The organism is Spirosoma pomorum (assembly GCF_054776615.1).
Window position 1 is genome coordinate 176,813 of record NZ_BAAHBP010000002.1, and the last position, 24,329, is coordinate 201,141.

Consider the following 24,329-nt stretch of genomic DNA (forward strand, 5'->3'; position numbering starts at 1 on the left):
TGTTCTTTTATAGTATCCGTCTATTTGGGTGAAGGCAGTTCTGCCAGTATTCAACGATCAACTTCAACTGCTGGGAAAGAGCTGGATAAGTAGTCGCTTTCTGATAAAACCCTTGTACAGACTCTTTGTACGCTTCCTCTACGGAGTATTCACTGGCCGTCGTCGTCAGAAACACAAACGGAATGGATTTTTTGCGCAGATATTCACTGGCGTTGACCTGACGACGTAATTCCAGGCCATTCATGAGCGGCATATTAATGTCACACAAAATTAGAAACGGCCGCTCTTGCGTGGTTAACAGATAGTCCAGCGCTTGCTGGCCATCAGTCAGCGATACCACGGGATTAGATAACTTCAATTGAGCTAGGGACTGACGAATTAGATACTGGTCGTCTTCATCGTCATCAATGCATAAAATAGGGCCGTTCAGCGACATCTTCTAAACTAAACAAGGGATTGGCCAGCAAAAATACGCATCTGACTATATCCCCACAAAAGTGTCGGCACAATACAATACCCTGTCTATGCCATGTGGACCAGCATACGTTCGACGGTTTGTTTTACTCCGTTTGCGGTCACGGCTTTGATCAGAAAATCGGCCGCCCCTTCGTTTAACATCATCTGACGATCGCCGGGGGCTTCACTACCCGAATGAATAATCATCGGCACGGACTGACAGCCAACCTGCTGACGAAGTACTGCCTGCCAGTGCGGCTCATTTTCGCCTACCAGCAAGTCAAACACAAATAAATCAATAGGTTGCTGTTGCCAGATATGGGAATCCAGAAAAGCATGCGACGAATCAAACCAAGTCAGTCTGATCCAGGGGGCATATTGCTGGAAGGCTATCTGAAGCAACATAAAGTCATCTTCGTCATCATCAATCATTATGACCTGTTTAGTCTTCACGGTACTAGTTGATAAGCAATACTACCATATAACGTGAATAGACTTTAAATGCTTTTTTTAATAGACCTAATTTTAATTAGCCGGTAATAGCATGCCTAGATAGCAAGCCACTATATCAGGACAAGTTGATTGCGATATCCGGCTTAACTTCATCAATAAAGTACTAATTGAGACTGCCAAAACGGCAATACTTCCGAGCCGTTCCGACCCAGGTGCTGGTAGATTCATCCAGCAGCAATAAGCAGCAGTACGTCAGGAATAGTGTTGTTAGCAACCAGGCAGCAAAGTCCCAGTTTCATCTTTTTACCACAGCTCAACTTCGCATGGCTCCCTTTTACGTTCGTGCTCCGACAGATGCCACGTGTTAGATCGTTGCAGTTGCTCAAAAACACGAGAGACTGCCAGTTTACTCATCTTGATTACAGCGATAAAAGGCATAAAAAAAAGACATGCCTTATCAGCATGTCTTTGGTAGTGCTATACGAGCGATTTGTTAGGCTAGCTTAACATCAACTGCGTTTAAGCCTTTTTTACCACGCTCGACTGTATACTCTACTTTGTCGTTTTCCCGAACCTCGTCGGTCAATCCTGATACGTGTACAAATACGTCTTCGCTTCCGTCATCGGGTTTAATGAAGCCAAATCCTTTGGTGTCATTGAAAAACTTAACTGTTCCTGTTGCCATTGCTTGTTTATATTTTGCCCCAAGAACGAGCTATTTAGTTAAACTTCCTACTAATAATACGTTATCACCCTTTTTAAGAGCGGAAATCTTAGGAACAAGCCCCTATTAGGGGGTTATTTACCGAAAACCGTTTAAAATATCATACAATACTCCATTCGCACTGGTCTCGTCAAGCTCCTTCTCCTCACCTTATCTCGATAGCTTGCAGCACATAATTTACTCATTAAACGCAGCGACGTGCTTTTGAAATACAGTCTCATACTTTGTCGCCGAAGGCAGTTGATTGGCGGCTCGGCAGGCGGTTACTAAGTTCTGTAACACGTATAAATCGACATCGGGGCTGCCAAATTGCCCTCGCCCACTTTTGGCGTACGTAAGATTCTGATCAGCTCGTTCGGCCATCGTATCCGCCATGGCGATTGCCTGTTTTTCTTCGTTGACGGCGAACAGCAATTGAACGTAACTCGAAGAAACGTAATCATACGGGATGCTTTTATCGGGCAGTACCCGCAGTGAATCCTCCAGAGCCTGATGGGCTTTATTCGTCTTCCCCTCCCGCAGCAACTGATCCGCTAACCGTAGAAAAGCCATCCGGGCCGAGATCGTCGGAGAACGCTTGTAAGTACTATCGTAGTACACTTCGGGGTTACTCATCTCACGCCAGGCCATCTTCTTGGTCATGTTCGTGTACATAATATCGGAATTAACGTATCCATCGCTGGCCCCCGGTACCGCTACGGGCATAAGCCGATACGTGTACCCTTCCACCTGCATATAGTTCTTCAGATTCAGGTAGTGCTCACTGGCCAGCGTACTGGAGAAATAGATTGGCCGCTGCCAGTTATTACTGGCAATGATATCGAGCATAATCAGATCCGGTTTGTAAAGGTCTTTTTTCCCGATTGTCCATTGCAGGGTGTCACTCAACAAGGGGCGCAGCGGGGCAGGAACAAAATTAGCCCGGTCAATAGCGGCCTTGTCGAGCGGCAAAAATAAGACTGATGCTGGCAGGATGCTGGTCATATCGCCACTCAGCAAGGGCGCCTGAATCAGAGGACTGTCCGTCTTAACAAGTCGTAGATACTGCTGTAGATCGATGCCTCCCCGGACGCCAGCCACTTCGTAAAAAGGAATAAGGTCATTCTTACCTTTAGTGAAGTTGGCGAACTCGAGCGACATGGGCACGGCCTCGGATTCGTAGGTTTTCCGTTTCATCTGCTGAATGTACCAGTCGGTCCCCAGTAGACTCAGGTTGCACACCCGCACATCCCGCCTAACCCCTTCGACCTCCTGCACGTACCAGAGCGGAAACGTATCGTTGTCCCCTTCGGTAAACAGGATGGCATCGGGCGCACAGGAATTCAGTACGTTCTTGGCGAAATCGACGGAATGATACCGGTTAGTCCGGTCGTGGTTATCCCAGCTTTTTACGCCCATCATAACGGGCACCAGCAGGCAGCTGCCTGCCACCAGACCATGCCGAAATAACGGCGTTTTGACTACCTGTCGAAGTACGTCAGCCAGCCCCATAACGCCTAAACCGAGCCAGATCGCGACGAAGTAAAACGAGCCCACATAGATATAATCCCGTTCGCGGGGCTCGGATGGCGGGGAGTTCAGAAAGACCTGCAAACCAATACCGGTCAGCAAAAACAAAAGGCCAATCACAAGCCAGTCCTGACGTCGGCGCCGAAACTGTAACGCCCCCCCCAACACAGCCAGCAGCAGTGGCAGCATGTAAAAGTTATCCCGGGCTTTGTTACGTTTGAGCAGATCGGGAACCTGTTGATCAGACGACCAGGGCAGTAGAAAACCGGCATCATCCTCGTCGCTTTCCCGGCCCGAGAAGTTCCACAGCAGGTACCGGGCCCACATATGGCCTAGCTGATGCTGAATAAGGAATCGTACGTTATCGCCCATAGTTGGTCGCTGTCCTTCAGCCAAACCTAACATTTGCCGGTACAGCGCCGGATGATTGTACTGAAAACTATACAGTCGGGGAAAAAGCATTTCGTCGCCCGGCGCGTACACGTAGTCGGGCTGATAATCATAGATTACGTATTTATTTCCCTGCCGTTTCCACATGGGTGCCCCTTTCTTCTGGTCGATGGGCCGGGCGGTAAAGACGGGGCCGTAGAGCAGCGAACGACTCCCGTACTGCTCCCGATTCTGATAGGCGCGGAAATTGATGACGTCGCTGGGATCGTTTTCGTTGATGGGCGGATTGAAGTCGGCCCGGATCAGCACCTGTAGGTACGACCCGTAGCCAATCAGCACAAAGGCCGCAGCGAGTAAACTTGTATTGAGTCCAACCCGGTATTTACGAGCTGACCAGTCGATACCATACAGCAAGGTGCCAACCAAAAAGACACAAAACGCAGAAATCCCCCAGTTGAACGGCAGACCTAGGTTATTGACAAACAACCGATCCACGGCAAAGGCCATCGCTGGCAAACCCGGAATCGCAGCGTTCAGCAGTCCCAGCACGACAAAACCAACGGTAACCGCTCCCACTCGGCCCCAGGCCGTTGGCTGCCGGTACTTCTTTTCGTAGTAAATAAGCGCCAGACCCGGCAGGGTTACTAAATTCAGCAAGTGCACGCCAATAGAGATTCCTGTCAGGTAAGCAATTAGTATAAGCCAGCGATTTGCTTCGGCCTCCTCTTCGATTCGTTCCCACCGTAAAGCGACCCACAGGACCAGGGCCGTAAAAAACGAGGATAGGCCGTATACTTCTGCTTCGACGGCCGAGAACCAGAACGTATCGGAAAACGCGTACGCCAGCGCGCCCACGACGCCCGCCCCCACAATCAGTAGCTTATCCGCTTGCGAGTATTCCGTATCCGGTTTGGCCAGTAATTTACGAGCCAGTAACGTAATGGTCCAGCAGAGGAATAGAATTGTAAAGGCGCTGGCCAGTACGGACACCATATTGATCCAATACGCCACCTGGGTGAGGTCGCCCAGGGATAGCATGGAAAAGATGCGGCCCAGCAGCAGAAAAAACGGGGCTCCCGGCGAGTGCGGCACCTGCAATTTAAACGACGAAGCAATAAACTCACCGCAGTCCCAGAAGCTGGCCGTCCGTTCAACGGTGAGGCCATAAGTAATCAGGGCGATCGTGAAAACAAGCCAGCCTGCCAGCGTATTCAGGCGATTGAACGAAGGGAACATGGGCGTAAACGTTCGTGATAGCGTTCGTAATTTGTACGGGCCAAAACTACGCTCCCCGACGGACGCCCTTCGATTGACAGGCGTTAAAGAATGTTAATCTATACGCTGTGAATCAGTTAATTATTGTTAAATACAGCTCAATTGATCTGTTCATTCAACAATGCTCAGTACATGCTGGATTGGTACTGCCAGATGAGGTATCCCCTGGCCTTATATATCAGCGACAATGAAGTGTGATTTTATTCCCACAACGTATTTCTGCGAAATTCAGTAAGGAGAGCGTGCGAGCATGCAGCACGGGCAAGGTCAAATCTTGAAACGAACTTGGGCAAAACTCTTTGTAAAAACACTGAAATTCCAGTAGTCGAGTATTCATCTATCAACGATCAACTGGCAGTTGATCGTTGATCCAATCAGCCAGATAATATCGTTATTGCTGCATCTGAGCAGGTAATTTCATGAAGGCGTACATCAGTGATATCGCTACGTTATTCTCCCAGAATGAATCGTAGCCAACTGGTCGAGGAGTAGGACTATTACGTTCTGTATCTCAGTCCCACGAATGAACTTTACAGAGGATCGGTAACGTCCATGCCGTTTACGAGCAAAACGACCGTACTATACTGGAAAATATACGCTGAAAGTGGCTCCCTGCCCCGGCTGACTCATGGCGGTGATAGCACCGCCGTGGTTAAAAACAACTTTCTCACAAATAGCCAGTCCAATACCCGTCCCCGAGAATTCGTTGCGACCGTGCAGCCGCTGGAAGACTTCAAAAATGCGGTCTAAGTACTTCTCTTCGAATCCGATCCCGTTATCCGTTACATCAATCTGCACGTACTTGCGGGACGAGCGAATTGGTTTAACCGAGATAGGCAGGTCATTGGCCGGTACTCGCTTCGCATCGACCTTGATCACCGGGGCAACACCCGGCCGATGAAACTTTATGGCGTTCGAGAGTAGGTTCTGAAAAAGCTGCCTGAGTTGGGATGCGTCTCCCGAGATCGTTGGTAAATCACCTACAATTACCGCGGCCTCGGTTTCCTCAATGGTTAATTCCAGCGTAGTAAGCGCACTGTTCATAACGTCTTCAAGCGCTACCGGAACGCTGGCCTCCCGATGAGTTGAGATCCGCGAGAAGCTAAGCAAGTCCCGTATCAGTATTGACATCCGGCTGGCAGCCGACTGCATCCGCTCCAGGTAGTCTAACTCCGCCTTGGTAAAACCATCATGTTGTGCCCGTAACAGATCGCCGAACTGCTGAATTTTACGTAAAGGTTCCTGTAAATCGTGACTAGCTACGTAAGCAAACCGCTGTAGATTTTCGTTTGAATGGCTCAATAAACTATTCGACTCTTCTAACTCTTCGTTATTAGACGCCAGCTCTTCGTTAACGGCTGCCAGTTCTTCGTTGCTGGTAGCTAGTTTCTCCGACAGGTAACGGTAGCGTTCTTCGCTTTCTCTGAGCCGTTGCCGGGTTTCCACTTGTTGACTAACATCCGTGGCAATGACCACGACACTAACCTCTGTAGTTTCGTCAATGATTGGTGCATACACAAAGTTGACGTATGCCGTCGGGCTCCCCTCGCTGGCGTATGGCGCTTCGATGCCAGTAACGGGTTGCTGAGTCTGACGAACCTGGTCTAACAGATCTTCGAGCCCAATTCCAGCAATATTCGGGAAAGCGGTAAAAACGGGTTGACCAATTATGGACTCATGTTCAGCCGGGAGCTGCCATATTTTGTACATCGTCGCGTTGGCCAATTTAATCCGGTAGTCCGCCCCGGATAGCAATGCAATAGCGACTGGAGCCTGTTCGAAGATACGGTTCAGCCAGGACCAGCTATCCTGATTAGCCGGGTTATCCACCTCTGCTTGCTTTATTTGCCCTTCCGATTGACCCCGGTCATGCACTTCATCAGTTCGGGCTTGCTGAGTCAGAACTGGCGGGGTTATTTCCTGAGCAATGCCAGCAAAGCGATACACGTCGCCAGCCTCGGTAAAATAGCTCCGACCAACAAAGCGTACCCAACGCAACTGCCCGTCATCAGCGCCAAGCGTACGATACGTAACGTCACAAGTTTCTCCCGGCTCTTCGCTTACCGCCCGTCGAACTGCCTCAAGAACCCGGTCCACATCCTCCGGATGAATATACTTGGTGACTTGATCATAGGACAGTACCTTGTCTTTGGGGAAGCCAAAAAGCTCCCGACACTTGTCATCCCACTTGATTTGGTTCGTAGTCGGGTCAAATTCCCAGATACCTAATCCAGCAGCTTTGAGGGCAAAATCAATATCTAGTTGTCGATGAAGGTCATTTGATGAATTGGATGGCACCTGATCGTAGAGCATCAAACGTAAAATTTGGGGCGACTTGTCAGCCAAGAACCTCATTGACGGACAAACTTCGCTGATTCACTTTTGGGTTGCTGTAAAGATAGCGGGTAAGTATCTCATAGTTACGTTTCCTTGCCGGCAACAAGAGATCGGGGTAGAGATTTACTTACTCCCTCAAGAAGTAAACTAACAAAACCGGAAAGTTCGCTAACTAGCAACAAATGGGGTTTCTTGATCCTTAAACTTAATCCTTTTGGGGGTTATGGTATTAATAGGCTACTTTCGGCAAACGGCCCAGCTAGCTGTCTTACGGGCATCTACGACAAATAAGAAGTAAATAAGAGGCCGCTTGCACAGATTGGATTCTCATCTCTCATAAGACCACGGCAATTGACCATAGACTCGTAAAAAGCTGATCTCCTGTTAACCAGAGATAGGTAAAGGCAGTTGAGCAGAAAACAACATACTCATGAATGATTCATTAAAGAACGATCTGTACTCGTGGCTGGATGATGTCCGCAAGGGGGATCTGTACATCGATGAGGCCGTTGCCCTCATCCAGTCCCGTCTGCAGGATCACACCCGTGAACTAGTCGACAGTATTACGTTAGATGCTTTGGAGCGGCCCAACCTGGACGGTATGCGGATGAGTCTGCAGCAGGCCAGGCAAGACGTTGGCCTTGAGGAACGGGTTCCCCTCACCCCCGCCGAGGAAGCCACCGAACTCCTGGGCGAAGATCCGGAACTGGGTGGTATCAGCGACTGATGCCTTTGCGTTGTTGGCTGTTGCTATACAATAGACTGGGCAGGTAGCTTCCACGCTCTAAATTCGTTTATCGAATTATCAAACTCGATACTTATTTAATAACCGCTATTCAGGGCTTCCCTAGAAAAGTTTGATGTAAGTCGCGGCCCTCCCGAAATCATTCCCGATTTTGAGCAAGCTGGGTCGCCAATATGTCCAGTAGTGAATCGATGAGTAAATCGAAGTGAATGTAATGGAAGCCCTCAACTACCGCACAATGTTTGATGACTAGTCCCTGATGCAATGTTATACAAGTGGCTATCGCTACGTTCGGCGAGCGGTTTTGATGGCTTTGACCCACTCTTCCTGCTGACAGCGGGGGCAGCGCTGGCCCGAAGCTGTGATGTATTCCACGTGAGCGCAGGTCGTACAGGCGTAGAGGCCGGGCTCCGGTAAAGTAGTCCCTCGCTGTTGGTACATTTTGGGCAGGATTGGCAGCCCCGGCCGAACCTGCTCATCAGCGTAATAGAAAAAACTAACATTACCGCTCGTTTCTAGAAGGGCCGTCTGAACCTGCCCGACATGCTCAATGTTCTGCTGGCGCATTTCCGAGAAAAACTCATCTTTAGCGTAGGTCAACTCACTATTATCCGTGAGCACAAATTCGCCCTCTTCAATGAGGTAAATTGGTTCGCCCTCAACTACCTGCTCAAAGCTTTCACTCTTTCCCGCGAACCAGATAATTGATCGGTAGACAATCAGGATAGTAAAAAAAACGATTACGGCGGGCAGAATGGCTTGATCTGAATTAGCCATCGGGTCACCGGCTGCCGATCCCAGACTGATAATAATAGCTACTTCGAAAACCGACAACTGCCGAACCCCTTTTTTTCCAGTCAAGCGAAGGAACACCAAGACCAGAAGAAACATGATCAGGGTCTTGAAGACGATCTCCCCGGCCAGGCTCCAATCCAAGTCGTTTAAGAATATGGCTTTAAAATCCATAATGCAACTAGCAGTAGCGACCCCAGCTGTACACTTTACTTTATAGACTGGTCTAGTTACTAACCGACGCAGCAGGAATTAGTTTACAGGCCCGAGGCCTGTAAACTTCGCTGAATAGCTTCCTTCAAGAGCCTTCTTTACCATTCCTGGTAGCTGGAGAGTTTGTCAAACCGTAACAACGTCCTTACCATGTTTTACGAACGGGATTCCTGATACCGGGAGATGCCATAATACACCAGGAAACCAACGGCCAGAAAAATGGCCTCAATGCCAAAGGGTAAGGGAGAATGGCCTTCATACGGAATGTACTCCAATACGACTAAGCCTACCCCACCAAACAGAGTCAACAGGCCCCACTTAAGCGCATCCTGGTTCAGTCCCGCTGGTTTGAGGATGGCTTTGATGGTCGACTCGTTGATCTGGTTGGCTCCCGCATCGACAATGCGTCGCTGGATCTTATACTTGAGTATGTTATTGATGACAATGGCCGTGGCCACGAAAAACACAATTGGAATCAAACCTGGATTAAACATATGCTAGAAGAGTTTGTGAGTGATATGCTCAGTAGACAACCCAACCTCGCCGTCGGTTGCAGAAAGTGCTTACTAGTTGCAACCTTTGTCGAAGATGGGCTGTCTACTGGGGCATGATGGAGGAACGTGAACTCGTCCAGTGGATTCTGGCCGGCAATACCAACGCCTTTGGTCACCTGGTTCGGCAGTACGAAAAGCTGGTATTTTACGTCATCCGGCGACTGGTGACCGAGCAGCAAGATGTGGAAGACATCTGTCAGGAAGTCTTTATCAAGGTGTACAAAAACCTGTCTAGCTTTGCTTTTGAAGCCAAGCTTTCGACCTGGATTGCTCGTATTGCCTATCTGACAGCCGTTAATTACGTCAAGAAGTCTGAGCGGCATCAAACCATACCGATGAGCGAAACGCTTGAGTTTACGGATGAGGAGCAGGATGGTCCGGCGCAACTGCTGGTCCAGCGAGATGTGTCGACTTACGTCAACCAGCTAATTGAACAGTTGCCACTACCTTACCGAACAGTTCTTACGTTATATCACCTCAATGAATTCTCCTGCGAGGAGATTGAACAGATAACCGGCATGCCGGAAGGGACCGTAAAAAGCTACCTCTTCCGGGCGCGCAAACAATTAAAAGATAAACTAACGACTTACCTCAAAAACGAACGATGAAGAACGAGATGAGCGACGAGGAGTTACAACAGTTATTGGATGGGGCTTCCCCATCGCACCGACTACCGTTTATAAGCCAACCGGAGAACGATGACGTAACAACTTACCAGCACTTGTTTACGGCCTTGAAGCAAAGTCCACCGGGCTCTTTATCCCCAAATTTTTCGGCCAGTGTTGTCAATCAAATTCAGCTCCAGCAACAACGGGCGACTAACCGGCGATTTTATGGGGTGTTAAGTACTCTCTTCCTAATAGGCTTAGCGCTGAGCGTTGCCTGGGGCGGGCTACTTGATTTTCGGAGTTCGCAACTCGTCCTCCAGACACTTGATCAAGCAAAGTCCTGGCTCTTTTTTGGCTTAGGCTGCCTGCTTATCATTCAGTTGCTGGACCATCAACTCATCAAGAAACGGATGAGATTGCTACACTGATCAAGAATAGGAGTGAAACGAACAGCGCTCAGTCATGAAATGGCTGGGCGCTGTTGTTTAAAGCCAGATTATTTAATCTTGTAACCACTTCCCATCTTGGTGAGTTGGTGAAGTGTGGCCCATCAATACATTATCAAACTGGCAAATGAACTACTCGACTCGGCACTGATCGATACCACGCTGGCCGGTCCGATAAGCCAATCCGTTTGGCGATGGGTTCGCCGGTACTGGCCTCGAAGGCGCAAGCGAACCCCGAAACGTCGCCGTCGGCGATAGTAAGCCGATAAAGAGAAAATTACTCTTTACTAGACGAATCAACTTCAAAATAGCTAATAAGCACAAAAGCCGCTGATAGTCAGCGGCTTTTGTGCTTATTTTTCGCCCTTGTCAGAGCACTTTGTACCGGGAGCCGGACTCGAACCGGCATGTCCTTGCAGACAATGGTGTTTGAGACCATCGCGTCTACCGATTCCGCCATCCCGGCTTTAGAATCGGTTCAGAGCACCTGGCGGCAATCCCTGAACGCGAACGTGGGTGCAAAACTAGGAAAAGCAACCAAACGAGCAAAGCGAAACGAAAGAAACATGAAATATTTTCCACACATTACTCCTTTCCTCCTTCTTACCTCTCCTCCCTTCTCATCATTCATACCGCAACGCTTCGATTGGGTCCAGTTTTGACGCGCGGACGGCAGGATAAATACCTGCGAACAGACCAACGCCAATACAAACGATCAGCCCAACCAGCATCCATAACCAGGGAACAACGAAACTCCCCTGCCCCTGACTGACAACGCTGGCAATCAGGTTGCCGATAGCGAGTCCAAGTACGATTCCCCCAACGCCACCCAAAATGCAGATGACAATGGCCTCGATCAGGAACTGCTCCCGAATACGTTTGGGCGTAGCACCGAGTGATTTCCGGATGCCAATCTCACGGGTACGTTCCGTCACTGATACCAGCATGATATTCAACAGGGCAATAGAAGCACCCAGCAACGTAATGAAGCCGATACCGAAACCGCCCATTCGCAGATAGCCCGTTATATTGTCCGTCTCTTTAAGCAGATCGTCGGCGCGCTCAATAGTAAACGAATCTGATTGACCCAATCGATCGCGACGTATCTGTCGCATAACACCTACGGCTTCGCCCACCACCTCATCCTGCTTAGCATTGGTAGGCACCGCCGTTGTTATGTCGAACGTCAATTGCTGCGATCCGGCAAGGGCCCGGGCACTCCCCAGCGGAATCAGCAGGATTCGATCGTCTCCCCCACCGGTGAGCCCTCCCTTCTTGGCCAATACGCCCACAATTTTGTATTGGACGCCCGACACCCGGATAACTTGGTTCAGCGGATTCAGTTTCTGATCGAATAACGAGCCAACTATCTCGTTGCCCACGATGGCTACGTTCTGGCTATATTTTATGTCATTGGCGGTCAGGTTACGCCCCGTTTGCAACGAAAATCCTTTGACAGGCAGGTAGGCTTCGTCCCCACCAATCAGCATGACGTTAGGGTTCGTTTTTCGAGAGCCAAACTTGGCCTGCGCCGAACCCGTCACCATACCCGAGATCGCAATGGTCGCTCCTTCGTACGGAAAGATCCGCTTGTACTGCGACGCTTCCAGGTAACTGATTGGCTGAACCTTTTTCTGCACCCGCCCGCCCCGACGCCCTTCGTCCTGTCGGTTGACCACTGAGAACGTATTGGCACCCAGATCAGCAAAGCTGCTGTTGACAGAACGCTGAATACCGTCGATGGCGGTCAGGATACCCACCAGCGACGTAATACCGATCGCAATAATCAACGAGGTCAGGGTCGTTCGCAGTCGGTTCCCTGCAATCGATCGCAGCCCTTCACGTATATTTTCGAGGAAGTTCATATGTCAAAGAGCGAAAGAGTGAAAGAATGAAAGAGCGACTGTTAGCTGGGCCAGCCTTTCGCTCTTTCGTTCTTTCGCTCTTTCACTCATTATTCTCTGCACAATAATTGCTTATCTTTCGTTATAACAAAACTAGCACGAGCATTCTTAATGGGAAAACCAATGAAACGGCTGTTGTTACCGCTTATCCTGATTTTGACTTTCACCGGCCGCGTATGGGCGTCCAGGATTTTGATCCCGATGGACGATTCCCAAAAGAATCACCTCAAAGCCTATGGTATTGCGTACTGGGTACTGAAAACGCACGACACTGAAATCGACTGGCTGCTGAACTACCGGGGCGGTACATTTATGATGCCCCAGAGCCAGGCATTTATCAACGAGATGGTGATTCGCGGGGTTAGTTACGAAGTTATTTCAGAAGCGCAGGCGGGACAGATTCTGGCCGAGGTATCCGCACCCGATGCGAACATGGATGCTGTCAAATTGCAAAAACCGCCCAAAGTCGCGGTCTACTCACCCAAGACCAAGCAGCCCTGGGACGACGCAGTAACGATGGTCATGACCTATGCCGAAATTCCGTACGACGTCGTATTTGACGAAGAGGTGATGAACGGCAAACTTCCCGAATACGATTGGCTGCACCTGCACCATGAGGACTTTACGGGCCAGTTTGGCAAGTTCTTTCACTTTAAAGATCAGCCCTGGTACATCGCTCAGAAACAGGAAGCCGAAACCATTTCCCGGAAGTTTGGCTTCACGAAGGTTCCTCAGCTCAAACTGGCGGTTTCGCAGAAAATCCGGGAGTTTGTACTGGGGGGAGGGTATCTGTTTGCCATGTGCAACGCTACCGACACGTACGACATCGCCTTAGCGTCACATAATACCGATATCGTCGAAGCCTTCTACGATGGTGATCCAGCCGATCCCGCGGCCAACAACAAAATGGATTACAGCCAGACGTTCGCCTTTCGGAACTTTCAGGTGTACACGAATCCGTACATGATCGAGTTCTCAAACATCGATAACCAGCCCGAGGAGCGCGGCCTGAACGAGCATAACGATTATTTTACGTTGTTCCAGTTCTCGGCTAAATACGATCCCATCCCGACGATGCTTACGCAGAACCACATGAACGTTATCAAAGGGTTTATGGGGCAAACGACGGCTTTCAAGAAAAATCTAATTAAGCCAGAAGTGGTTATTCTGGCCGAAAACCGGGCGGCCAGCGAAGCGCGGTACATTCACGCACCCTACGGACGTGGATTCTTTACGTTCTACGGCGGTCACGATCCGGAAGATTACCGACACGAAATCAACGAAGAGCCAACGGATTTGAACTTACACCCAAACTCGGCTGGTTATCGCCTGATTCTCAATAATATTCTGTTTCCTGCCGCAAAGAAAAAGAAGCAGAAGACCTAGGCTTTATGGAGACATTCACCGAAACGCAACGCTTTCGTCAGTGGTGGTTGTGGGCATTGCTAGGCGCTTCCTTTCTGATCGTTACCGTCCCGTTGGTAACCACGAAGGCCGGAGAGGAGCCACCTGCCTGGGGCGGTGTCGTGGTCATAACCTTGGTCAGTTTACTGCTTTACGTCTGGCGGCTAGATACCCGTCTGGATGCGCAGGGTATCCATTACCGGGTATTCCCAGTATTACCGTGGCGAACAATCACCTGGTCGGACGTCAAATCCATGTCCGTTGAAAAATATAGCTTCGTCGGCTACGGCATCCGGCTGGGTTTTGATGGCTGGGTGTACAACATTGCTGGTAATCAGGGGCTACGTATTGTACGAACACAGAATCAGGTTGTTACCCTCGGTACGCAGCGACCTGATGAACTTCGGGCGTTTCTTCAACAAATCCACATGGTCAATTAGAAGGCCGAAAACCAATCGGCGACAACCTCGCTGCGTCGTTTGCTTTCCAGCTTATTTTCCAGATCGTCGGGCAGTTTCGGAAAGAAATCAATTCCCGTTAGTTTCTCGATCTGGTCGACCGGCACGACAAACTGTTGCAGCGAGCTAGTCGACTCCTCGTTGTCGAGTAGGAAACCGACCATCCGAATCTTGGGATTGTTGCAATACAGAATGACTTTGTAAAACTGGGGAGGCACGCTTACGCTGTTTGCTTTTCCGATCGTCGGCATACCCGGCTTCAGAACCGAGCCCGTAATGACGTACAATCCATTGTCGCGCACCGCCCAGCGCCGGACCTGTTCTTCGAGTTCTTTCCAGATACCCCGGTTGAACTGGGGAGCCTGCGGAGCAATGTTACTCATGTAAAACGTTTCCCGCATCATCCGCTGGGAAAACTTAAAATCGCCCGCCGGAGCCAGGTGGCCACGATCGTAGCCAGATCGGGTGTAATCCGACGACAGCGCCGTTCCGTCTTTCACCTTCGGGTCAGGCTGGAACTGTTCTCCTTCGCGCTCGGCATCCCCACTGATTTTGTAAGCCAGCAACGGATAAGCTACCCAGTCGGCAACTTTATACCGGTCAACGTAACGTAGCGTGTACCCTTCGTGTCGGATTACGTCGTCGCTGGCTTTGCTGCCAGGAAGCAGAAAATCGACCTGATTTTCGAAATCAAAGCGTTTGTTTGTGCTCTTCTCGTCGGCCGTCTGGCCTTGCGTATCGCTGGCAGAACCTTCTTCACGCTGTTTTTTCCGTTTCCGGCGGGGCTTCTCGTCGGACGCTACGTCTTCATCAGGTTCTGGTGCCTGGTAGGGATTATCTTCCCGATCCCGGTGCGAAGGTCCAATCCCGACCAAGCTACGGAGATCGTTCCAGAACGCCACGACGGGTTTGGTCCGTCCACCGTAGTGGAGAAACAAGGCAATCAAAAAGAAGACAAGTAATAGTACCAGAATATTCCCCTTCGGCCAGAAGCCACGGCGGTGGTATTTATTAGTAGAGAAACGCGGTCTGAAGAACATAGCGGCAAAGGTAAGAGTAAGTTGGGGTCATGCGCACAATCGTTTATTTAGTGTCCGCCTAATACGAACTACAAACCCTTTGTCGCTGTTTTTCCGGCATGTCATCACCAACCATTGCCGTTATTGGCGGGGGCGCAGCCGGTTTCTTCGGCGCCATCACGGCCGCCGAAACGTTTACGAATGCCCGCGTTACCATCTACGAAAAAAATCGCACCGTACTGAACAAAGTTCGTATCTCGGGGGGGGGACGCTGTAACGTTACCCATGCCTGCTTCGACAACCGGCAACTGGTGAAACATTATCCCCGGGGCGAGAAACCGTTACGTTCTCTCTTCAATTTTTTTGACGCCGACGCCACCATCCGCTGGTTCGACCACCGGGGCGTTCGGCTGAAGACGGAAGCCGATGGGCGCATGTTCCCCGAAACCAATACTTCCGAAACGATTGTCGATTGTTTGTTGACAACCGCCCGTCAAGCCGGAATTCAGATTCGAACCAGTAGTGGCGTTGCTAGTTTAACGCCCACCGAGAAAGGCGGCTGGCGATTGGAGCTACTCTCCGGTGAAATCGTCAACGCTGACCGGGTGTTGGTGGCCACCGGCGGCTACCCACAGCTTCCTTCTTACGGCTGGCTTCCGACGCAGGCCGAGCCGCTGCTCTCGCCGGTGCCGTCGCTCTTTACGTTCAATGTTCCCGATAGTCCACTACTGTCGATGGCGGGCGTATCGGTGCAGGACGCGGGCGTATCGGTTGTTGGTACCAAACAGGAACAACGGGGTCCCCTCCTGCTAACGCACTGGGGATTCAGTGGTCCGGCCATATTACGGTTGTCCGCCTGGGCCGCGCGGGTGCTGGCCGAAGTCGATTACCAGTTCACGTTACGTGTTAACTGGACCCCGACGCTGAACGAAGCGCAACTGCGGAATGTATTGCAGGATTTCCGGCAGCACAACGGCAAAAAACAGGTGATGTCTCAAAATCCGGTGGGGCTCCCCGCCCGCCTGTGGCAGAACTTCGCCGAAGTGGCGGGTATCAGCAATGATCAACGCTGGGCTGATCTCCCCGCCAAGCCCTTGAACCGGCTTATGGAGCGGTTGACCAACAGCCAGTTTCGGGTAACTGGCAAGAGTACGTTCAAGGATGAGTTCGTGACCTGTGGTGGAATCAACTTGGGTAGCTTAAATCCGCAGACGCTCGAGAGCAAGTCTCAGCCGGGTCTATTCTTCGCCGGTGAGGTCCTGGATGTGGACGGTATTACGGGCGGATTCAATTTCCAGAGCGCCTGGACAACGGGCTACGTAGCCGGAACTCATATTGGGCGGTAGCTACTGAGTCAGCACCACCCTAGCGGACTCTTCGTCCTGTTTTAACTGAGCGACGAGCGCCGGTAAGCCGTCAAATTTCTGTTCAGGCCGCAGAAACTCCCGGAATTGCAGCGTCATATGTTCGCCGTAAATATCCTTCTCGAAGTCGAAAATGTAGGTTTCGATAGTCTGGTGCGTCCCGGCAACGGTTGGGCGGAAGCCGATATTGAGCATTCCCCCCAGCAGTTGGCCGCCGTACCGTACGTCAACGGCGTATACGCCATTGGCCGGAATCAATTTGGCCGGGTCATCAACCTGGAGGTTCGCCGTTGGGAAGCCAATAGTACGCCCGAGCTGCCGCCCTTTAACGATCGTGCCGGTTAGGTTGTAGGGGCGTCCCAGAAACAGATTAGCCGTGTGTACATTACCTTCATTCAGCGCGTTCCGTATCTTGGACGAGCTAACGCCAACGGCCTCTACGTCCTGACGCGGTATTTCCTCAACGGTGAAGCCGTATTCGCTCTGGTGAGCCTGGATATAATCAAAGCCCCCCTCGCGGTCGCGGCCAAAGCGGTGGTCATAGCCAATCACCAGCTTTTTCGTGCCGATTTTATCAATCAAAATCTGACGGATAAATTCTTCGGAAGAAAGCTGCGAGAAATCGCGCGTGAAGGGAATCACCACCAGGTGATCAACACCCGCCTGGTCGAGCAGGTCAATTTTTTCCTCCAGCGTGGTCAGGAGTTTGATATCCTGCCCGTCCTTCGAGATGATCGTCCTGGGATGAGGCCAGTACGTAACCAGTACCGATTCCCCCCCGCTGGCTTTAGCGACTTCGGTCAGACGAGCCAGAATAGTCTGGTGGCCCCGGTGTACGCCATCGAACGTACCGCTGGTGACGACGGCATTGCTTATGGGCTGAAGGTCATCAAGACCACGGTGAATTATCATAGCGATGAAGTGGCTGGTGGTAAGTCAGCACGGCACTTAGCAATAAAACTGTCGAGCGAGTCAGCGTCTTCGATACGGAAGGCGCCGATTCGGGTCCGACGCAGGGCGCTCATGTACGCACCGTTATTCAGCAGAAGTCCCAGGTCACGAACCAGACTGCGAATATACGTCCCTTTCGAACAAACAATCCGAAACTCGACTTCCGGAAAACGCGACGCGTCCGTCTCAAATACCGATACGGTTACCTGACGGCTTTTTATGCCACCGTCAACGTGCTCAGCCGTTTCACCCCGACGTGCTTTTTCATATAGCCGTTCGCCGTTGACACGCACCGCCGAGTAAATGGGTGGCACCTGTACTATGTCACCAGTCAGTTGCTGGGCTGCTTCCTCAATGGCTTCGGGCGTAATGCCAGTGGTGTCGAATTCCGCATCGAACTCAGTTTCCAGATCGACAGAAGGAGTCGTTTTACCCAGCACCAGTGTACCCGTATATTCTTTTTCCTGCGCCTGGTACTGATCGATCTGCTTGGTCATTTTACCCGTACAGAGAATCAGCAGCCCCGTTGCGAGGGGGTCCAGCGTACCGGCATGACCGATCTTTTTGAATTTGCAGGCGTATTTCAGCTTGTTCGCCACGTCGAACGACGTCCACGTTAGCGGCTTATCAATCAGGATCACCTGTCCGGGGTCCGCGACGGGTGGCTGTTTTTTTGTTTCTTCCAAGTTACAATACGTCCAGTTTTACGCCAGCGGCCATCAGGCCCAGCAACAGCAGGCCCAGTACAATACGGTAATAACCGAAAACCTTAAATCCGTAGCGCGTCAGAAAACCAACGAAGCCCCGAATGGCCAGCAGCCCCACCACAAACGCAATCGCGTTACCAATCAGCAGCGTTTGAATGTCCTCAGCCTGAATTAATTTATACGTTTTAAGCAGTTTGTAGCCCGACGCAGCCGCCATTGTTGGTACGGCCAGGAAGAACGAGAACTCGGCCGCCTGCGTCCGAGTCAACCCCTGAAACATTCCACCGATGATCGTAGCTGCTGAGCGCGACACGCCCGGAATCATCGCGATACATTGAAAGAAACCAATCCGTAGCGCATCGGGTGTTGTTACGTCGCGGTCTTTGGGCAGTTCGACGGTGATCTTATCGATGAACACCAGAATCATGCCGCCTACCAACAGTGAAATAGCGACCACCGTTACGTTTTCGAGCAACGAGTCGATGAAATCATTTAACAGAAAGCCAATGACGGCTGCGGGCAGGAAGGCAATAAAAATCTTGAAGTAGAAATCGACCATTCGCTGGATACGCTGCGGAAATCGCTTGACCCAGGCAGGGGCCTCAAAGTCATCGGTACGGGTATCGATCAGGAAGCGCCGGTGATACATTACAAGTACCGACAAGATACAGCCAAACTGGACGTCAACCGTGTAAAGCTTAGTAAACTCGTTGCCGGCGATCCCGGCCAGTGATGAATAGATAATCATGTGGCCCGTTGACGACACCGGTAAGAATTCGGTTAGTCCTTCAATGATAGCCAGCGCAATCGCGTGAATCAGTTCCATTGGATACTATAAAGTTGCAGGGTTGCAAAGCTGCCCGCAAAAAACGGCACAACTTGGCAACCCTGCAACTTTAAACCGGTATTAGGCCTTGGGCCGCGCCAGAATCGCAAAAAATTCAAGCACAAATCCAGACATTACTACGATTGGTCCCAGCGTCAGGCCCAGAAAGCCGAAGCCGAACTCTTCTTTGTCGAGGCTCATGATGAAAAACCCAGCCAGAATAACGCCAATGCCGATGAGCATAAGTGTATAGTTCTGCCGACCAAACGGCAGGGCAGCCGTCTGACTAGCCGACCGGCGCTCTGCTTCGAGCGTCGATGATGGGCGAGTCGATACCGGACGGGTTGCTGATGGCGTGACCGTCGTGGTTTTCGTCGTGGTCACCGGCTCTGGTTGCGTCAACGTAGCCGTTCCACTTTGTTTATCTTTTGCCATAATTCTGTGTCGGTTATCTCTTTGTGTAACAAGAATAGTACCCCACTCGTCTAAAAATAACGAACGTATTATTAATATAAATCATCCAGTGTCAGACCAAGGTACCGATGAACGGCCTGAAACGTACTAATAAAGCCAATTAGCGAACCCAGCCCAACAATTCCGACCATTAGCGCGGCTATGCGCACAGGGTCCTGAAACGCGCTTAACTCAGGCAGACTCCGAAGAGCGATCTGCAAGCCAACGAACAGCAGCACAACCGCGATCATACCGGCCACGAATCCCTGCCAGATGCCCCGGCCCAGAAACGGACGGGTAATAAATGCATTTGTAGCCCCTACCAGTTGCATACTCCGGATCAGCATCCGCTGCGAATGCAGCGCCAGCCGGATCGTGTTGTTCATCAGCACTACAATGATCAACAGCAGAATCAGCGCGAAGGCCGACATCACCAGGTAAATCCGGGTAATGTTCCGGTTAATGTTATCCACAAGATTTTCCTGGTAGACGACTTCAAAGACACCGTCTATCTGCTCCAGATCCTGCTTGACACTCTGCAACTTGGCTTCGTCGAAAAAGTCCTCAGTAAGTTTGATCCGGTAGCTATCCCGCAACGGATTCTCCGTTAGAAACCGGGAAAAATCTTCTTTGGTTTCGGCGATAAATTCCCGGGCCGCTTCATCCTTAGTCACCAGACTTACCTGTGCGGTTCCGTTGCTATGCAGTACGTAAGGCCGACCGACGATCGTCTGCTGCAACTGTTTCATTTTCGCGTCGCTAAGTCCTTTGTCCAGGAACGCCCGCATTTCGTAGTTTTCCCGGATATAAGTAATCAGGCGCTTCGATTGAATCGCCAGCAAGCCACAAAACCCAATCAGAAACAGGGCCAGCGTTAAGCTGAACAGAATCATGCCGCTGGGGTACGCGCCTACTTTTTTCTTGCTACGAGCCATGCAGTCGATCGTGTTACAGAAACAAAAATAAATGATAAAGCCAGTGGACGGCTTAATTTAAGAAATTATAACAGTTCGTGTCTGTCCAACCCGCGCTGTCTTCTTGAGTTCCAACGCAGGAACTGACCAACAATTTTGCGCAATTTGGGAAAATCGACGCAATTAGCGGTTGTTACTCCAGCCCACGGCCTCAATTTCACGGGTGCGGCCCCTCGCCGTTACAGCCAATTACCTCCTCGCCTACTTCCAGATAGCGTCAACGGGCTGGATCGTTACGTTCCGTACGGCATCGCCAAAAAACTCGATCCCCCGGCTTTCTTCTTTGGGGAAGATTAGATTTGCCAGGGTAGCCTTTCCCTCATTGGCGAAAACTTCAACCGATGATCGATCAACCCAGATCTGCAAATTGATCTTACCATTGTCCGGCTTGAGCGTTGTCGTAAAGCGGCCTGGAAATTCCTTTTTGAAGGCTACCTGTCCCGATTTTGTCCGGTCGACGTACAACTGCTGCTTGGCGGCATCATAACCAATGGTCGTTTGCTCACCCTGTCCCTTACGAACCCACACCCCCGCATCGCCTTTCGTTACGTCCAGTTCGACTAATAACTGATACGTATCTCCACCAACCCCGGCTTCGGTCAGGCTCTGGTTCAGCTGCTGCACATCAGCCCCGTTCCAGCGAAAAGGAATTCCCAGCAGTGATTTCAGTTCCTGAATGGGCTTTTGCCGAAGTTCATACTGCGGCTTATCCGTGGGGGCTGTAACCGGTTGTTTGATCAGACGCAGTTCTCGGGGCAGCGACATTGCCCCCCGAAAAGGCGTTGTTGGGATGTCGTTAGCGTATTGCAGGTTGTTCATCCAGCCAATGCTGACCGCCCCCCGGTTGCCCCGAACGGGCATGTTATTATACGTAATGGCCGCGTAATAGTCTTTACCCGAATCAACGTAACGTACGTCGCCGGTTTTTGACTCGTTGGTAAACGTTTTACCATCGAAGCGCCCTACGTAATACTGCATTCCCGATCCACCCGCGGGGCCGTGACTGCCCATCGAGAGCATTAAAAGCCATTTTCGCTCGATAGTGCCGTCGACGGGTACCTCAACCAGATTGGGACATTCCCAAATGGTAGCCGGGCTGTCTGCTGCGGTAAATTCCCCCGTTTTGGTCCAGTCGCGCAGGTTTGTCGAATTATAGAACAGCGTTTTTTTCTCAGTTGGCAACAGCACAACCATCACCCAGCGTTTCGAGGGCTCGTGCCAGAATACGTTGGGATCTCGAAAATCTTTTTTGTTAAGATCGATCACCGGATTCTTGTCGTACTTCGTCCAGGTGCGGCCGCGGTCTAGGCTGTAGGCAACGTGCTGATTCTGTCGGTTGGGTTTATGGCCGGTATAAATCGACACCATAGGAACGATGCCGTCTTTGCCAAAACCGCTCGTATTTTCCTTATCGATCACGCAGCTTCCGGAGAAGATCATGACGGGTTCGCCGGTTTTGTCGTTTTCTTCGGCGATGGCCGGCGCCAACTCGCGCCAGTGCACTAGATCGCGACTGACAGCATGCCCCCAGGTCATATGCCCCCAGCGAATGCCAACCGGATTATATTGGTAAAACAGATGATATTCGCCGTCGTAATAGACCAGTCCGTTCGGATCATTCACCCAGTTTACTCGTGATGAATAGTGGTACTGTGGCCGAAAGGCCTGCGCATACGCCGTATCCCCCTGCGATCGCTGAGCGGTTGCCGGCGTTGTTAGCTTCAGAATAAACAGACACGCTAAAGCGCGAAACATAAAAGGGGCAATGTAATTTGATCCGAAAAGTACGGCTTTCCTCAGTAATTTAGGTAGAACCACGGGCTCAACCTAATTCATTTTTTTACAACCGGTATGTGTTCCTTTTTCCGCATGTTACTGTCTGTCTCTTTTTTTAGCCGATTAGCTACTTATCGGGCTGCAACATCTATTTTGGGTCTCTGTAAGCAATAAGATGGGTATAAATGACTCAACCAGTACTCTTTCATAAAAACAAAGATCTGTTATGAAAAAAGTACTGTTGCTACCGGCCCTGGTCTGCCTGCTGGTAACCACCCTGGCTCTGCGGTCGAGTCATTATAAGGGCGGCTGGGTCAAAATCTTCGACGGAAAAACCTTTAACGGCTGGAAAGTTGGCGAGAATGCCGAAACCTTTACCGTTGAAGATGGAGCTATTAAGGTAGCTGGTCCCCGCGCGCACCTGTTCTACGAGGGACCGGTCGGCAATCACGATTTCAAAAACTTCGAGTGGAAAGCCAAAGTCAAGACGATGCCCGGCGCTAACTCCGGTATGTTCATTCACACGGCCTATCAGGAAAAAGGCTGGCCGTCAAAAGGCTATGAAATCCAGGTGAACCAGACGCATACCGACTGGCGTAAAACGGGTAGCGTATACTCGTTCCAGGACGTAAAAGACACCTTCGTAAAAGATGGCGAATGGTACACCCAGCATATCATCGTGAAGGATAATAACGTGACCATCAAGGTAAACGACAAAACCATCAACGAGTATACCGAGCCCGATAGCCTGCGTGCTCCCGGCCGCAAAGATATGCGGCACCTCAGCAGCGGCACCATTGCCCTCCAGGGCCACGACCCTAAAAGCGTAATATACTTTAAGGATATTATGTTAAAAGTAGAGGAGTAAAGAAAAGATAAGATAAGGAGGAAAGCAGGAAGGGAGGAGAGGAGGAAGGAAGAGGATCGAAATTGTGTCCCTTCCTTTTCTCCTCTCCTCCCTTCCTACTTTCCTCCTCTTCCCCCCCTATTTAAACCGCTGAATACTGTAATCGTTGGATTGCAGGACGTTGGGGTTACCCGCCCCGGCACTTGTCTCGCCGATGCGGGCGTTAAGTGTATAGATTTGATTGTTCACCGCTACGTTGGTAGTCGCCTGATTGTAGCCCACTTCGTCCGTTTTGACGATAGATGCCGTTTGCCAGTTGTCGGTACTGCGAACCTGTGCCACCCGGCTACCGCTCCCTGTAACAACGTACAGATCATTATTTAGCCAGGCCAGACCATCACCCGGCAGACTGGGTAGTCCGCCTACTTCGGTGATCGCGTTACTGTTGGCCAGATCAACCTTGTATAGCTTACCGGCTCCCGTCTGGGCAACAATCAGGTAGTTGTTTGGGTGATACACAATTCCGTTTAGCCCGAACGTAGCGCTCGAAAAGCGAGAATCATTGACCAGAATACTAGCCTGTCCAGCCGATGTCACTCTGTAAATGACCGGCGAGAAGGAATCTGTTACATACACGGTTCCATCGGGTACCAGGGCCAGATCGTTTGCCAAGTGACGGGCGTTAGGAAGCAGCGTTCCCAGTACGGTTCGGCGCTCCAATTGACGGCTGTTCAGGTTATACACATGCAGTTCAGCCGTGGTAAAAGCCGTTGCCGCGCTGCTCTTCGACGAAATATTCCGGTCCCCCACGCAAACAAATAACCGGTCACCCGCTACACGCATACCGAAGCTGCTGATCATTTCAGGCGATGACAGCAGGTCTGCGTACCGACCGTCCGTATCAACAGTTCCAACCTTTCCCTGCGTAAGCGATGAAACCAGGAATTTCCCCAGTTGTGACGAATAAGCAATTCCTTCCGGATACTGACGACTGGCGACAAAGTTGATCCGTTCGGGAAAAGGTGCGTTGGGACTATTGCGGTGATCTTCGCAGCTGGTCAGCCAGGTCATACCGGCTAGCAGTAGAGAACAGGAAAGAAGCGTTCGTTTCATAACGAGTTAGTTTTATTGTATCAACATCTGA

The 24,329-nt window shown here is 50.7% G+C and carries 23 protein-coding genes and 1 tRNA gene; 7 read left to right on the forward strand and 17 right to left on the reverse strand.

What is annotated here, in order from left to right:
- Positions 1-7 precede the first annotated feature (7 nt).
- From ACYVAD_RS06520 to ACYVAD_RS06540, 5 genes are all read right to left on the reverse strand, one after another.
- Complete coding sequence (locus ACYVAD_RS06520) at positions 8-436, reverse strand: response regulator (protein WP_461138675.1); 429 nt, start codon at positions 434-436, stop codon at positions 8-10.
- A gap of 86 nt (positions 437-522) precedes the next feature.
- Complete coding sequence (locus ACYVAD_RS06525; RefSeq protein WP_461138676.1) at positions 523-909, reverse strand: response regulator; 387 nt, start codon at positions 907-909, stop codon at positions 523-525.
- 493 nt (positions 910-1,402) lie between these two features.
- Positions 1,403-1,594: a cold-shock protein gene (locus ACYVAD_RS06530; protein ID WP_461138677.1), complete on the reverse strand. Its 192-nt coding sequence runs from the start codon at positions 1,592-1,594 to the stop codon at positions 1,403-1,405.
- Between the two features lie 216 nt (positions 1,595-1,810).
- Entirely contained in the window at positions 1,811-4,768 is a 2,958-nt protein-coding gene (locus tag ACYVAD_RS06535) for a glycosyltransferase family 117 protein (protein ID WP_461138678.1), read from the reverse strand.
- Between the two features lie 618 nt (positions 4,769-5,386).
- Positions 5,387-7,120 (reverse strand): ATP-binding protein, encoded by a 1,734-nt coding sequence (locus tag ACYVAD_RS06540; protein WP_461138679.1) that lies wholly within the window; start codon positions 7,118-7,120, stop codon positions 5,387-5,389.
- 454 nt (positions 7,121-7,574) lie between these two features.
- On the opposite strand from ACYVAD_RS06540, the gene ACYVAD_RS06545 reads away from it, so the two are divergent.
- A complete protein-coding gene (locus ACYVAD_RS06545) occupies positions 7,575-7,871 on the forward strand; it encodes a hypothetical protein (RefSeq protein WP_461138680.1) in 297 nt (98 codons plus the stop codon).
- A gap of 303 nt (positions 7,872-8,174) precedes the next feature.
- Here ACYVAD_RS06545 and ACYVAD_RS06550 read toward each other — a convergent pair whose 3' ends face one another.
- Together ACYVAD_RS06550 and ACYVAD_RS06555 are read right to left on the reverse strand one after the other, a co-directional pair.
- Positions 8,175-8,855: a DUF421 domain-containing protein gene (locus tag ACYVAD_RS06550; RefSeq protein WP_461138681.1), complete on the reverse strand. Its 681-nt coding sequence runs from the start codon at positions 8,853-8,855 to the stop codon at positions 8,175-8,177.
- Between the two features lie 194 nt (positions 8,856-9,049).
- A complete protein-coding gene (locus ACYVAD_RS06555; protein ID WP_461138682.1) occupies positions 9,050-9,388 on the reverse strand; it encodes a DUF6249 domain-containing protein in 339 nt (112 codons plus the stop codon).
- A gap of 113 nt (positions 9,389-9,501) precedes the next feature.
- On the opposite strand from ACYVAD_RS06555, the gene ACYVAD_RS06560 reads away from it, so the two are divergent.
- Both ACYVAD_RS06560 and ACYVAD_RS06565 read left to right on the forward strand, forming a co-directional pair.
- Complete coding sequence (locus ACYVAD_RS06560) at positions 9,502-10,056, forward strand: RNA polymerase sigma factor (RefSeq protein ID WP_461138683.1); 555 nt, start codon at positions 9,502-9,504, stop codon at positions 10,054-10,056.
- Positions 10,053-10,484, forward strand: coding sequence for a hypothetical protein (locus tag ACYVAD_RS06565; protein WP_461138684.1), 432 nt, complete (start codon positions 10,053-10,055; stop codon positions 10,482-10,484). The genes ACYVAD_RS06560 and ACYVAD_RS06565 overlap by 4 nt, the downstream gene beginning before the upstream one ends.
- Before the next feature lie 400 nt (positions 10,485-10,884).
- On the opposite strand, the gene ACYVAD_RS06570 is transcribed toward ACYVAD_RS06565, so the two are convergent.
- Positions 10,885-10,968 (reverse strand) — tRNA-Leu (locus ACYVAD_RS06570).
- Positions 10,969-11,125: 157 nt separating this feature from the next.
- Positions 11,126-12,367 (reverse strand): ABC transporter permease, encoded by a 1,242-nt coding sequence (locus ACYVAD_RS06575; protein WP_461138685.1) that lies wholly within the window; start codon positions 12,365-12,367, stop codon positions 11,126-11,128.
- Between the two features lie 162 nt (positions 12,368-12,529).
- Between ACYVAD_RS06575 and ACYVAD_RS06580 the strand changes: the two genes are divergently transcribed.
- Positions 12,530-13,792 (forward strand): asparagine synthetase B, encoded by a 1,263-nt coding sequence (locus ACYVAD_RS06580; protein WP_461138686.1) that lies wholly within the window; start codon positions 12,530-12,532, stop codon positions 13,790-13,792.
- A gap of 5 nt (positions 13,793-13,797) precedes the next feature.
- Positions 13,798-14,250 (forward strand): hypothetical protein, encoded by a 453-nt coding sequence (locus ACYVAD_RS06585; RefSeq protein ID WP_461138687.1) that lies wholly within the window; start codon positions 13,798-13,800, stop codon positions 14,248-14,250.
- Here ACYVAD_RS06585 and ACYVAD_RS06590 read toward each other — a convergent pair.
- Entirely contained in the window at positions 14,247-15,308 is a 1,062-nt protein-coding gene (locus ACYVAD_RS06590; RefSeq protein WP_461138688.1) for a DNA/RNA non-specific endonuclease, read from the reverse strand. The genes ACYVAD_RS06585 and ACYVAD_RS06590 overlap by 4 nt on opposite strands.
- A gap of 98 nt (positions 15,309-15,406) precedes the next feature.
- Between ACYVAD_RS06590 and ACYVAD_RS06595 the strand changes: the two genes are divergently transcribed.
- Complete coding sequence (locus ACYVAD_RS06595) at positions 15,407-16,633, forward strand: BaiN/RdsA family NAD(P)/FAD-dependent oxidoreductase (protein ID WP_461138689.1); 1,227 nt, start codon at positions 15,407-15,409, stop codon at positions 16,631-16,633.
- On the opposite strand, the gene ACYVAD_RS06600 is transcribed toward ACYVAD_RS06595, so the two are convergent.
- The 6 genes from ACYVAD_RS06600 to ACYVAD_RS06625 all read right to left on the reverse strand — a co-directional run bounded on the left by ACYVAD_RS06600 (position 16,634) and on the right by ACYVAD_RS06625 (position 22,317).
- Positions 16,634-17,563 carry a bifunctional riboflavin kinase/FAD synthetase gene (locus ACYVAD_RS06600; protein ID WP_461138690.1) on the reverse strand — a complete coding sequence of 310 codons (930 nt, stop codon included), beginning with the start codon at positions 17,561-17,563 and terminating at the stop codon, positions 16,634-16,636.
- A complete protein-coding gene (gene truB, locus ACYVAD_RS06605; protein WP_461138691.1) occupies positions 17,560-18,288 on the reverse strand; it encodes a tRNA pseudouridine(55) synthase TruB in 729 nt (242 codons plus the stop codon). The genes ACYVAD_RS06600 and truB overlap by 4 nt, the downstream gene beginning before the upstream one ends.
- Before the next feature lies 1 nt (position 18,289).
- Positions 18,290-19,135 (reverse strand): undecaprenyl-diphosphate phosphatase, encoded by an 846-nt coding sequence (locus ACYVAD_RS06610; protein ID WP_461138692.1) that lies wholly within the window; start codon positions 19,133-19,135, stop codon positions 18,290-18,292.
- A gap of 81 nt (positions 19,136-19,216) precedes the next feature.
- A complete protein-coding gene (locus tag ACYVAD_RS06615; protein ID WP_461138693.1) occupies positions 19,217-19,570 on the reverse strand; it encodes a DUF3098 domain-containing protein in 354 nt (117 codons plus the stop codon).
- A gap of 71 nt (positions 19,571-19,641) precedes the next feature.
- The gene (locus ACYVAD_RS06620; protein ID WP_461138694.1) at positions 19,642-20,523 is read right to left on the reverse strand and encodes a cell division protein FtsX; all 882 of its coding nucleotides are present in this window, start codon (positions 20,521-20,523) and stop codon (positions 19,642-19,644) included.
- A gap of 240 nt (positions 20,524-20,763) precedes the next feature.
- On the reverse strand, positions 20,764-22,317 hold the full coding sequence (locus tag ACYVAD_RS06625) for a glycoside hydrolase family 32 protein (RefSeq protein WP_461138695.1): 1,554 nt from the start codon (positions 22,315-22,317) through the stop codon (positions 20,764-20,766).
- 247 nt (positions 22,318-22,564) lie between these two features.
- On the opposite strand from ACYVAD_RS06625, the gene ACYVAD_RS06630 reads away from it, so the two are divergent.
- Positions 22,565-23,206, forward strand: a complete 642-nt coding sequence (locus tag ACYVAD_RS06630) for a 3-keto-disaccharide hydrolase (RefSeq protein ID WP_461138696.1) — start codon at positions 22,565-22,567, stop codon at positions 23,204-23,206.
- A gap of 117 nt (positions 23,207-23,323) precedes the next feature.
- Here the strand turns inward: ACYVAD_RS06630 and ACYVAD_RS06635 are convergent, their stop codons facing one another.
- Positions 23,324-24,298: a gluconolaconase gene (locus tag ACYVAD_RS06635; RefSeq protein ID WP_461138697.1), complete on the reverse strand. Its 975-nt coding sequence runs from the start codon at positions 24,296-24,298 to the stop codon at positions 23,324-23,326.
- Positions 24,299-24,329 lie beyond the last annotated feature (31 nt).